This window comes from Bradyrhizobium sp. 170 (assembly GCF_023101085.1).
Lineage (GTDB): Bacteria > Pseudomonadota > Alphaproteobacteria > Rhizobiales > Xanthobacteraceae > Bradyrhizobium.
Window position 1 is genome coordinate 1,084,441 of the sequence record NZ_CP064703.1, and the last position, 11,406, is coordinate 1,095,846.

General features: G+C 62.7%; 13 protein-coding genes. 8 read left to right on the forward strand and 5 right to left on the reverse strand.

Going from position 1 to position 11,406, the window contains the following annotated elements:
• Positions 1 to 26 precede the first annotated feature (26 nt).
• Together IVB05_RS05155 and IVB05_RS05160 are read right to left on the reverse strand one after the other, a co-directional pair.
• Positions 27 to 1,337, reverse strand: coding sequence for a tetratricopeptide repeat protein (locus tag IVB05_RS05155; protein WP_247783362.1), 1,311 nt, complete (start codon positions 1,335 to 1,337; stop codon positions 27 to 29).
• Between the two features lie 44 nt (positions 1,338 to 1,381).
• Complete coding sequence (locus IVB05_RS05160; protein ID WP_247783363.1) at positions 1,382 to 2,305, reverse strand: transcriptional regulator GcvA; 924 nt, start codon at positions 2,303 to 2,305, stop codon at positions 1,382 to 1,384.
• A gap of 65 nt (positions 2,306 to 2,370) precedes the next feature.
• Here IVB05_RS05160 and IVB05_RS05165 point away from each other — a divergent pair, with 65 nt between their 5' ends.
• The 3 genes from IVB05_RS05165 to IVB05_RS05175 all read left to right on the forward strand — a co-directional run bounded on the left by IVB05_RS05165 (position 2,371) and on the right by IVB05_RS05175 (position 4,400).
• Positions 2,371 to 2,685: a DUF1127 domain-containing protein gene (locus tag IVB05_RS05165; RefSeq protein ID WP_247783364.1), complete on the forward strand. Its 315-nt coding sequence runs from the start codon at positions 2,371 to 2,373 to the stop codon at positions 2,683 to 2,685.
• Positions 2,686 to 2,696: 11 nt separating this feature from the next.
• The gene (locus tag IVB05_RS05170; protein WP_247783365.1) at positions 2,697 to 3,395 is read left to right on the forward strand and encodes a glutathione S-transferase family protein; all 699 of its coding nucleotides are present in this window, start codon (positions 2,697 to 2,699) and stop codon (positions 3,393 to 3,395) included.
• 408 nt (positions 3,396 to 3,803) lie between these two features.
• Positions 3,804 to 4,400, forward strand: a complete 597-nt coding sequence (locus IVB05_RS05175) for a Fe-Mn family superoxide dismutase (RefSeq protein ID WP_247786590.1) — start codon at positions 3,804 to 3,806, stop codon at positions 4,398 to 4,400.
• 16 nt (positions 4,401 to 4,416) lie between these two features.
• Here IVB05_RS05175 and IVB05_RS05180 read toward each other — a convergent pair whose 3' ends face one another.
• Positions 4,417 to 4,917: a heme-binding protein gene (locus IVB05_RS05180; RefSeq protein ID WP_247783366.1), complete on the reverse strand. Its 501-nt coding sequence runs from the start codon at positions 4,915 to 4,917 to the stop codon at positions 4,417 to 4,419.
• Between the two features lie 218 nt (positions 4,918 to 5,135).
• Here IVB05_RS05180 and IVB05_RS05185 point away from each other — a divergent pair, with 218 nt between their 5' ends.
• From IVB05_RS05185 to IVB05_RS05205, 5 genes are all read left to right on the forward strand, one after another.
• A complete protein-coding gene (locus tag IVB05_RS05185; RefSeq protein ID WP_247786591.1) occupies positions 5,136 to 6,287 on the forward strand; it encodes an ABC transporter ATP-binding protein in 1,152 nt (383 codons plus the stop codon).
• On the forward strand, positions 6,284 to 7,198 hold the full coding sequence (locus IVB05_RS05190) for an ABC transporter permease subunit (RefSeq protein WP_247783367.1): 915 nt from the start codon (positions 6,284 to 6,286) through the stop codon (positions 7,196 to 7,198). The genes IVB05_RS05185 and IVB05_RS05190 overlap by 4 nt, the downstream gene beginning before the upstream one ends.
• Positions 7,198 to 8,013, forward strand: coding sequence for an ABC transporter permease (locus IVB05_RS05195; RefSeq protein ID WP_247783368.1), 816 nt, complete (start codon positions 7,198 to 7,200; stop codon positions 8,011 to 8,013). Before IVB05_RS05190 ends, IVB05_RS05195 begins: the two co-directional genes overlap by 1 nt.
• Positions 8,014 to 8,249: 236 nt before the next feature.
• A complete protein-coding gene (locus IVB05_RS05200; protein WP_247783369.1) occupies positions 8,250 to 9,083 on the forward strand; it encodes a C1 family peptidase in 834 nt (277 codons plus the stop codon).
• 21 nt (positions 9,084 to 9,104) lie between these two features.
• Positions 9,105 to 9,527, forward strand: a complete 423-nt coding sequence (locus IVB05_RS05205; RefSeq protein WP_247783370.1) for a protease inhibitor I42 family protein — start codon at positions 9,105 to 9,107, stop codon at positions 9,525 to 9,527.
• A gap of 68 nt (positions 9,528 to 9,595) precedes the next feature.
• Here the strand turns inward: IVB05_RS05205 and IVB05_RS05210 are convergent, their stop codons facing one another.
• Complete coding sequence (locus tag IVB05_RS05210) at positions 9,596 to 10,447, reverse strand: carbohydrate ABC transporter permease (RefSeq protein ID WP_247783371.1); 852 nt, start codon at positions 10,445 to 10,447, stop codon at positions 9,596 to 9,598.
• Positions 10,444 to 11,316, reverse strand: coding sequence for a sugar ABC transporter permease (locus tag IVB05_RS05215; protein WP_247783372.1), 873 nt, complete (start codon positions 11,314 to 11,316; stop codon positions 10,444 to 10,446). The genes IVB05_RS05210 and IVB05_RS05215 overlap by 4 nt, the downstream gene beginning before the upstream one ends.
• Positions 11,317 to 11,406: the final 90 nt, after the last annotated feature.

Genomic DNA, 11,406 nt, shown 5'->3' on the forward strand with positions numbered 1-11,406 from the left:
TCTCATAGCTGATCTCCCGGATGGCTTCAGTTTCGCTGCGCCTGCCGCGACCAGGCCTCGTCGCGCGCCGAAGGCCTGCAGTCGAGCCGCGTCGAGATGCGCCGGGCGGCCTTGTCGCCGTGACCGGCGCGCATATAGGCGACGATCAGCGTGTCTTCCCATAGCTGACGCTGGGCGTGGCTGCCGCCGATCCGCGTCAGTTCGGAAATCGCTAGCTCGAGCAGGCGTACCGCACCGTCATTGTCGCCTTCGGCAAATGCCCGGATGCCGCGACAGAGGTCGATCGCGCAGCCGCCCGGCGCCAGCTTGCCGTCGGCCGCGCGCGCTTCCAGTTGGGCCAATCGCGCGTCCAGCGCATCGCCGCCTGCCATTGCCGCGGCCAGTGCAAAATGCACGTCGGCGAAATGCGCCCCGGCCTGTGGAAAATATTTCTCGCCATAGGCCGCAACGTCCCGCCAATGCGGCTCCAGCCCGGTTTGGCCGGCCAGCGACAACCGCCACAGCAGCGAGGCGCCGTCGGTGAAGATGTTCAGCGGTGGGTAGGGCCGGCCTGCCGGCTTGATATGCTGTTCATAAATCGCAAGCGCACCATCGAGATCGCCTTCGTCGAGGTTGGTCAGCGCGACGTGCCAGGCAAGATGCCCATGCAGAAAACTCTTGCGACCATGCGAAGGCATCCATTGCGCGAGAAATTTGCGGCCCACCGCCATGTCGCCTTGCTCGAACATCGCGTGCGAGAGGCCATGCGCGGCGTTGGCGTTCTCCGCACGCAGCGCCATGGCGCGCTCGGACAGTGTCCGGCCGGTGGAGAGATTTCCCGCCTCGGTGTGCGACCAGCCGAGGTAACTGACGAACCACCAGTCCTCGCCATAATGCCGCGCGTGGCGTTCGCAGATCGCGAGCTTGGCGGCATCGTGGTCGGGACGGCCCGAGAACGCGTAGAGGCCGAATGCGCCGAGCAGGATCGACAGCACCTGCGCATCGCGCGGATATTCTTCGAGATGCGCCTCGGCGCCGGTCACGGCGACTTTCGGCTTGCTCTCGATCACGGCGGCCATGATCTCGACATGGCTTTTTTCGCGCTGGTTCGCGCCGGCCGCCAGTTCACGGGCCCGCGCCGCCATGGCGCGCGCCTTGCCGCCCTCCATGTTGAGCTGATGCAGCCGGGCGCGCCCGATATGCGCCAGCGCAAAGCCCGGATCTTCCGCGATCGCCTGGTCGAAGGCATCCTCGGCGCCGTGCCAGGCCGACAGCATGCAGTCCACGCCGTCGCGGTAATGCGCCGCGGCGCGGTCCGAGGCGGTCGTCAGCGGAAGATCGTATCTGTCCCGGTTCATTGTTCTTGTCCTTGGGCAGCGAGGGCAGGTATCTGGTGCGACAGCTAGGCTGCTTTCGTTCCGAGCTTTTGCAAATGCCGACGGTCATGCGCCGCTTCGGCCAGCAACCAATCCTGAAACAGCTTGATCTTGGGAAGGTCGGACGTGGCCTTCGGGCACACGATCCAGTATGTCCTGGAAAGCCGGCTTGCATCCTTGAACGGCCGAACGAGGCGCCCAGAGATGAGATCCCACGCTGCAAGCGTGGTGCGCGCGAGTGCTATTCCCTGGCCGTCGACCGCGGCATCGATAACCATGCTGGCGCGGTTTAACACCGGCCCTTGCGAAGGCTCTGCGTTGGGAACGCCGGCAACTTCGAGCCACCTTGTCCACGCCTTGCGATCGTCAAGGTGGAGCAGGGGAAATTTCAGAACATCCGAAGGCCGGACCAGACGGTGACGCCCCGCAAGGAGTTTGGGACTACAGACAACGAATAATTGCTCGGGAGACAGCCGTATCACATCGTGCCCGGGCCAGCTGCCGTCGCCGTGCCGGACCGCAAGATCGACATCCTCTCGCGCGAAGTCGACATGGTGCATGGTCGCCGAAATTCGCAGATCGATTTCGGGATGGGATTCGGAAAAACGACCCAGCCTGTGCACCAGCCACTTGGCCGCGAAGTCAGGCGAAGTGCTGACCGTCAGAACACCCGAACTCTGGCGCTGCATCAAGCGCTCCGTGCCAACGGCGATACGGTCCAGTGCATCGCGCACGACATTGAGGTAGTCGCGGCCGGCTCCGGTGATGACCAGTCGCTGGCGTTCGCGGTTGAACAGCTTGATGCCGAGCTCCGCTTCCAGCGCCTTGACCTGATGGCTGACCGCGCCCTGCGTGACGCATAGTTCTTCGGCAGCGCGGGTGAAGCTTTCATGCCGCGCGGCGGCCTCGAAGGCCTTGAGCGCATTCAGCGGCGGCAGGCGGCGAAGCATGACCCGACCTTCATGAGAAAAACTCGGTCAGGCTAGAGAAACGATGCTTTGCGCGCAAGCCTTGCGTGGCTCTATTTGTCCAGCTTCTCGCCGGAGCCCGAAATGCTTCGGCGCATTCTGGAGCCTTTGTCATGTCAAATTACTCTCGGCAGGGATTGGCCCTGCCGCGCGAAGCCGCCGGCATGCGGACCTTTCGTCAACTATCTGTCTCATCAAGTTCGGCTGGCGGCTGGTTGCGCACGCTGGGATTCTGGATCGACCGGAGCCGCCAACGAAAGCAACTCGGCGAATTGGCCGAGTTGAACGACTATCTTCTCAAGGACATCGGTGTGTCCCGGGAGGAGGCATTGCGCGAAGCGGAAAAGCCGTTCTGGTGTTGAGGGAGCGTTCTATGGGCAACGTCACTGTTTACGGCTTTCCGGTCAGCACCTTCGTGAACATCGTCCGGCTCGTGCTGACCGAGAAAGGCGTGCCGTTCACGTTCTGCGATCTGGAGCAGGAGATGGGCAGCCCACGCCATCTCGCGCTGCATCCGTTCAACCGCGTCCCGATTCTCGACCATGACGGGTTCGTGACCTACGAAACCTCCGCAATTGCAGCCTATGTCGATCAGGCGTTCGATGGACCGCGGCTTCAGCCCGACGACGCGCGAGAGCGGGCGCGGATGAACCGGTGGATCAGCGCGTTGAACAACTATTATTATCCCTACATTGCCTATCATCTCAGCCATGAGCGTTTGATCTACCCGGCTCTCGGCATCGCGCCGGATGAAAAGGTCGTCGCCGCCGCGCTGCCGAAGATCGCGATCGGCCTCGACGTCATGGAAAATGACCTCGATCCCGGCCGGAAATTCCTGGTCAATGACCGGCCAACGCTCGCCGACTTCTTCATGTTGCCGACGATGACGAGCCTCAGCCTCACGCCGGAAGGACAGCAGATGCTGCGCAGCAAACCACGCATCGCTGCGTGGCGTGCGGCCATGGAGGCGTTACCGAGCGTCGTTGCCGTGCGCGCGATGGTGATGCCTCACGTCGGAAGGCCCGTCGAACACGCGCGCCAATGGGTGGTCGATCATCGGCCGAGATACTAGTTCAGGGTTCCGTCGCCTGATTGTTACAGCGCGTGAGATTGACAGGGCAGGTCCCTGCTGGTGTCATCCTTGCCATGGGGAAGCGATCTCCCCACGAGGCGACATGCCGAAGAATCGCGTCCGGTTTTGAAAACCATCCAGGGACGCAGTGTGTCAGCCGCTAATCCAATCTCATTTCACGCTTTTTCTCGCTCCGTCGTGACCACGATGCGCCCATGGCGCGTCCGAGCCGCGATGGGCGCCGCGACGAATCTGGGGCAGGGCAAACCCGGAGAGTGAACGATGGCAGAAAACATGGAACGTCGGGATTTCATCAAGAGCGCCGGGCTGGTCGCCGGGATCGCGGCGGCCTCGACGCTCGGTCAACGATCCGCGAATGCAGAGACCGCGCAGCCAGGAGCAAAGCGCATGGCCTATGAGATCAAGCCGTTCTCGCTCGATCCGAAGTCGGTGAAGGGAATTTCCGAGAAAATTCTCGTGAGCCACTATGAGAACAACTATGTCGGCGCGGTGAAGCGTTTGAACGCCATCGCGGTCCAACTGGCGGAACTTGACTTTGCCAAGGCGCCGAATTTTCTGATCAATGGCCTCAAGCGCGAAGAACTGGTTGCGATGAACTCAATGATTCTGCACGAGGCGTATTTCGACAGTCTCGGTGGCGGCGGCGCGGCCCGAGGCTCGCTGGGAGACGCGATTGCGCGCGATTTCGGCAGCGTCGATCGCTGGCGCGCGGAATTCTCCGCGATGGGCAAGGCGGAAGGTGGCGGTTCCGGTTGGGTGCTGCTGTCTTATTCGCCTCACGACAGGCGACTGGTCAATCAATGGGCTGCCGATCACACCAATGCCGTCGCCGGCGGCCGGCCGGTGATTGCGCTCGACATGTACGAGCACGCCTATCACATGGACTATGGCGCCAAGGCTGCTGCGTATGTCGATGCCTTCATGGAGGCCATCAATTGGGATAACGCCGCGAAGCTGTACGACCGGCTCAGCCGCGAGGGCTGAGCGGCGCGGCACGAGCCTAGAAATCGAGCTTGTCACGCACGGCGTCGATGCCCGCCTTGGCGCAGGCTTCGTCTGCGTCGCCGCCGGGAGCCCCGGAGACGCCAATGGCGCCCAGCAGCGAGCCTGCCGCCTCAACCGTCAAGCCGCCGCCGATGATGACGGCGCCGGGCAGGCTGCGGATTCCGGCCTGCATCATCCCGGGCTGGCTGATGGCGTTGAGCTCGGTCGTGCTGGTGCGAAAGCTGACCGCGGTCCATGCCTTGCCTGAAGCGGTCGACACCGTGTGAGGGCCTGCAAAGCGGTCGCGCAGCAGCACTTGCGTGACGCCGAAGCGATCGACGACGGCGACCGTCACCTGAAAGCCGCGCTTCCGGCAATCCGCCAGCGTCGCTTTGGCCAGATCTTGCGCCAGTTCGGGACTCAACGATTTGTAGCTCACGATGGCTTCCTGGGCGGCGGCTGCGCCGGCAAGCAGGGTAGAAAACGCGGCCGCAGCCAGCAGAATCCGAGCGGTCATCATAATCCTCCACGATCATCTCTATCGTACCGCGAGCAAGAGTTGGCTTTCTGTGAGCTCCGAACCTTACCAGAGCCGTGACCCGCATCCATAATATTGTGGCTGCTTGTTCCCGGCCGGTTGAGCGAATGCCGATCCGCCGCTAGCGTGCGAGCCACACGAGGCTGGCAGGTGGCATGACCGAGGAATCGCCCGAGATCGACACGCCGAAAACCGAAATGCCTGCGACGCCGGCCAGTCCCGCGCCGCCGGCCGCGGCGGCGGACGACATGCCCTTGCTTCGGATCGAGGGGGTCTCCAAGAATTTCGGCAGTTTCCGTGCGGTGGACCAGCTCTCGCTCGAGATCAGGGCGGGTGAATTTTTTGCACTATTGGGCCCGAGCGGTTGCGGCAAGACCACGCTGCTGCGCATGCTTGCCGGCTTCGAGACGCCCGACGAGGGCCGCATCCTGCTCGGCGGCCGCGACATCGCGCCGGTGCTGCCGCATGAGCGGCCCGTCAACATGATGTTCCAGAACTACGCGCTGTTTCCGCATCTCAACGTACGGGACAATATTGCGTTCGGGCTGAAGCGCGCCGGCATGCCGCGCGCCGCCATCGACACCCGCGTCGCCGAGATGGTGGCGCTGGTCAAGCTCGGGGGCATGGAGAAGCGCAAGCCCGATCAGCTTTCCGGCGGCCAGAAGCAGCGCGTGGCGCTGGCGCGCTCGCTGGCGCGGCGGCCCAAGGTTCTGTTGCTCGACGAGCCGTTGGCCGCGCTCGACAAGAAGCTGCGCGAGAGCACGCAGCTGGAATTGATGGAGCTGCAGCGCCGGCTCGGCATGACCTTCATCATCGTCACCCACGACCAGGAGGAGGCGATGACGATGGCCAACAGAATCGGCGTGATGGATGCCGGCCGGCTCCAACAGGTCGCGACCCCGCGCGACCTTTACGAAGCGCCGGCCTCGCGCTGGGTCGCCGAGTTCGTCGGCGACGTCAATTTGTTCGACGGCGAGGTCTCCTCGCACGAGCATCATCGCCTGACGGTTGCGACCCGGGATGGCGGCGCCATCGTGGTCGCGGAGCCGCGTCAGCCCATCACCAAGCCTGTCGTCACGGTCGCGATCCGCCCCGAAAAGGTAAAACTGTCGCGCCGTGGCCCGGCGTCGGACGCGGTCAATTCGCAGGCGATCAACCGGCTCGAAGGCGTCGTCACCGATGTCGGCTATCTCGGTGGCTCGACCGTCTACAAGATCAAGCTCGATTCCGGCGCGGTGGTGCGCGCGTCGATGGCCAATACCGCGCGGCTCGATATCGATACCCTTAGCGCGGGCCAACGCGTGGTGGCGTGGTTCACGCCCGATGATTGCGTGGTGCTGGAGCAATGAGCGCGCGCCGCATCTTCGCACAGCCGGCGCGCTATGCCGCCATCGCGCCCTATGTTTGGATGGTGCTGTTCTTCCTGGTGCCGTTCGGCTTCGTGCTGAAGATCAGCCTGTCGCAGACCGCGATCGCGCAGCCGCCCTATGTGCCCTTGTTCGACTTCACCGAAGGATGGGCGGCGATCAGGGCGGCCTTCGCGCAGCTCTCGCTGGATAATTTCAGGCTGCTGGTCTCGGACAATCTCTATATCAGCTCCTATCTTCGCAGCCTCGTCGTCGCCGTGACGTCGACATTGATCCTGCTGTTGATCGGCTATCCCATCGCCTATGGCATGGCGCGGCTGCCGCAACGCTGGCAGGCGATTGCGATGATGCTGGTGATCGTGCCGTTTTGGACCTCGTTCCTGATCCGCATCTACGCCTGGATAAATATCCTGCAGCACGATGGCCTGCTGAACAAAATTCTGCTCGCGCTGCATCTGGTCTCGGCGCCAGTGGTGTGGCTCTCGACCGACACCGCGATGTATATCGGTATCGTCTATTCCTACCTGCCGTTCATGATCCTGCCGCTCTATGCGACGCTCGCCAAGATGGATCCATCGCTGCTGGAAGCCGCAAGCGACCTTGGCGCGTCGCCGGGGAGAGCGTTCTGGCTGGTGACATTTCCGCTGTCCTTGCCGGGGGTCGGCGCCGGCGCGTTGTTGTGCTTCATCCCGATCGTCGGCGAGTTCGTGATCCCTGACCTCCTGGCCGGCTCCGGGTCGATGATGATCGGCCAGACGCTGTGGCTGGAATTCTTCACCAACAAGGACTGGCCGGTCGCCGCCGCGGCCGCGGTCGCGCTGCTGGTGCTGCTGGTGCCGCCGCTATTGCTCTACGACCGGCTGCAGCGCCGTCAGCTCGGAGGGACGAACTGATGGCCGGCAAGGTCAACAGGCTGTCGCCATTCAACATCACCGCGCTCACGCTCGGGATGGCGTTTCTGTACCTGCCGATCGTAATCCTCATCATTTATTCCTTTAACGCCTCGCGGCTGGTCACGGTGTGGGGCGGCTGGTCGCTGCGCTGGTACCATGAGTTCTTCAACGATCGCGCGATGCTGGATGCGGCATGGATGAGCCTTCGTGTCGCCGCGGTATCGGCCACGATCGCAACGCTGCTCGGTACGCTGGCTGCTGTCGGGCTGGTCCGCGGCGAGCGCTTCAAGGGACGGTCGCTGTTTTCCGGCATGCTTTATGCGCCGCTGGTGATGCCGGAGGTGATCTCGGGACTTTCGCTGCTGTTGCTGTTCGTGGCGCTGAACGCCGAGCGCGGCTTCTGGACGGTGACGATCGCCCACACCACGCTGACCATGTGCTTCGTGACCGTGGTGGTGCAGTCGCGCCTCGCCTCGCTCGACCGCAGCCTCGAAGAGGCCGCGATGGATCTCGGCTGCGATCCGGTGCAGGCCTTTCTTCGCGTGACCTTGCCGCTGATTATTCCGGCGATTGCCGCCGGCTGGATGCTGGCCTTCACGCTCTCGCTCGACGACGTCGTGATCGCGAGTTTCACCACCGGTCCAGGCTCGGCGACGCTGCCGATCCGGATCTATTCCGAGGTGCGGCTCGGGGTAAAGCCCGAGATCAACGCGATCTGCACCATGGTGATCGCGCTGATCGCGGTGGTCATCGTGATCGCTTCGCTCGCCTCGAAACTGTCGAGCTCGCAGGCCAAGAGCGCGGCGCCGCTGTAAGAGCCACCGCCTGTTTCGCAAAGCGCTGACGCCTCGGGTCTGAAGCCCCGCCGCGCGCCCATCACGGAATCGTGCGGACAATTTTCTATCTGAACGTGCGCCAGTTCATACTCCTTCGCTTTCGTTGCAACGCAAAAGTGATGGCGTTTGGATTTGCTGGGAAATCGTTTCCAAAATTCTTGTCGGCCTTCCGCGATTTTTTCGCGTGGTTCCTCATGTCACCAGGAGAATTCATCATGGCCAAGTCCAAGAAAGTCCTCGACAAGTCGTCGAGTTCGAGACCGGAGTCGCATCGCATTTGCAATGTGGTGCCCTCGCGCAATACCGAAACCGACTGGGCGGCGGAAGATGCCATCGCGGCCGGTGCTGCAGCGGCACCGCTCGCCGCGCCGCCGGCCAGCGTCGATCTTCGCCAGCCTTGGTGGGATATCGGCAATCAGGAATCGACCGGCTCCTGCGTCGGCTGGGGTTCGACCGATGGCGTCGCCCGCTATCATTTCGTCAAGGCCAATAGGCTCGCCCAGAACGCAAAGCTTTCGCCGCGGTTTACCTGGATGGGGTCGAAGGAAACCGACGAATTCACCTCCAGGCCGGAAACGATGATCGAAGGCGCCGGCACCAGCCTGAAGGCCGCGGTGGAGATCTTGCGGAAATACGGCGCAGTGCCGGAGACGCTGATGCCCTTCCACATCCAGACCAACATGTATCTGGGCAATGAGAACACGTTCTACGCCACCGCGGCGACGCGCAAGATCGCCTCCTATGTCAACATGCAGCGCAATCTGGCGAGCTGGCGGTCGTGGCTGGCAAGCAATGGTCCGATCCTGGTGGCGCTCAGTGTCGACCAGACCTGGGACAACGCGACTGCGACGCGTGGCAAGCTTGATACGTTCATGCCGGCGACCGCTCGCGGCGGCCATGCCGTCTGCTGTGTTGGATATACCGCCGACCGCCGCTTCATCCTCCGCAACAGCTGGGGTACGGCTTGGGGCGACAAGGGCTTTGCCTATGCCAGCGAGGCCTATATCAATGCAGGGTTCTTTAACGAGAGCTATGGCGTGACGATTTGACCGCAGGAGATTGACGACCCCTTGAGCCGATGGAACCTTCCCGTCCGGGTGCGCGTTGCCGCGCTGTTGGGTGCAATCCTGTTGCACGCCACCGGCGCGGTCGCTGCCGAAACCGGGACACGAATCATGCAGTCGCTGACAGAGGCGGACAACGACCGGACGGTCGACTTGCGCGTCGGCGAGAGCGTGCGCGTCAGCCTGCCGGAGAACGCGACCACCGGCTACCGGTGGGCGGTCGATCGTCTCGATCAGGCCGTCGTCGAGCCGGCCGGGTCGGAGCAGACCTATCCCGGTGGCGCCATAGGCTCTGCCGGTCATGTCACGTTCGATTTCAGGGCGAAGAAGGCCGGCAGCGGCGAGATCGCACTGAAATACTGGCGGCACTTCGAAGGCGAGGGATCGATCGTCAAGCGATTTCGCTTCCGTCTCAATGCGAAGCCGTAGATTCTTGTTTTGACGCGTTTTCTTCACGCGAACCGGCATCCACTTCGCTCGGAAACGCTATAGCCGCATCACGACTTCACGGCGCCCGCGGTCAGTCCCCCCACCATGTAGCGCTTGAACGCGTAATAGATCGCGGCCGGCGGCAGCGCGTAGATGAAGCCGGTGGTCATCAGCAATTCCCACGGCGAGTCGTCCGCGGCCAGGAAGTTGCCGAGGGCCACGGGCAGCGTGATCTCGGTGTCCTTGGAGAGCAGCAGAAAGGCGTAGAGATATTCGTTCCAGGCGAGCAGGATCGCGTAGGTGCCGATCGCGACCAGCGACGGCATCATCAGCGGTACATAGACCAGCCGGAACAATTGCAGCGTGGTGGCGCCGTCCATGGTGGCGGCTTCGTCGAGTTCGACCGGCAGTTTGTCGGACGCCTGCTTCAGCACCCAGATCGCGTAAGGCGAGGCGATCGTCACCATGGCAAGAATCAGCGACCAGTGATTGTTCAACAGGCCGTAAGTGCCCATGGTTCGGTACATCGGAACGGCGAGGAACGCCGCCGGAATGAAATAGGTGAACAGCGCCAGATTCATCACCCAGCGCCCGCCGGGGACGCGCAGCCGCGAGATCGAGAATGCGGCCGCGGTCGCGATCATCAAGGTCAGCGCGCCCGCCGAAAGCGCGATCACCACCGAATTGAGAAACTGGATCCAGAAATCGCGCAGGAAGTAATGCTGCTGGTGGAACACGATGTTGAAATTATTCAGCGTCGGATGCGTAGGCCACAGCTTGCCTGAAAACGCGTCCTCCTTTGGCGAGATCGCGAACAGGAACATGTGATAGATCGGCACCATGGTCCAGATGAACACGGGGATGCCGATCAGCAGCAGTTTGGCTTCGGTGCCGATTTCGCGGAGTGTTGGCAGCTTCATCGCGACAACCGTTTCATCATGAAATAGACCAGCGGCAGCACGAACGGCAGCGCGCAGACGATCGAGGCCATCGCCAGCGAGAGCTGATCGAGCCGGAGATAGCGGATGCCGAGCGTGGCCAGCACGTGGGTGAGGTCGGCGGGGCCGCCGCCGGTCAAGAGGTAGACGCTGTTGAAGTCACCGAGCGTCCAGATCATCGAGAGCAGCGTGCAGGTGATGTAAAGCGTCTGCATCGACGGCCAGGTGATGAAGCGGAACTTCTGCCACCAGCTCGCGCCGTCGACCTCGGCGGCTTCATACAGATCATGCGAGATCGCGAGGCGTCCCGTCATCAGGATCAGCGTCCAGAACGGCAGCGATTTCCAGATGTGCACGCCGATTGCCATCGAAAGCGCCACCGTCGGGTCGTTCAGCCAGTTCGGGCCGTCCTCGCCGGTGAACTTGAAGATCAGCTGGTTGACCACGCCCCATTCCGGATTGAACATGAAGCGCACGGAGAGAATGGTCGGAATCGACGGCACCGCCCAGGGCAGGATGAACAGCACCGACAGCCATTTGATCCAGGTGCGCTGCTGCGCGAAGAAGCCGGACAAAAACAGCGCGATCGCCATTTTGATGTTGATGCCGACCACGAGGAAGATCAGCGTGTTGACGGCGGCGCGCGCGAAGATCGGGTCGTGCCAGAGCGCGACATAGCTCGCCGGATGCCGCGCCAGCCACAGCCCGTAGCCGACCGGATAGACCACGAACGCCAGGAACACGAGGATATAGGGCGCCAGCAGCACGATGCCCCAGACCTGCGGGGTGGTGAGCCGGGCTGATAATGGCGGGCTGGGTAGTGCGTGATCGCCCGAAAGCGTGATTGCCATACGTCTACTCTTGGAACGAGATGCGGGCCGTCGCTACGCCGTCGTCCCTGCGAACGCAGGGACCCATAACCACAGGCCGTTGTTGTTGTG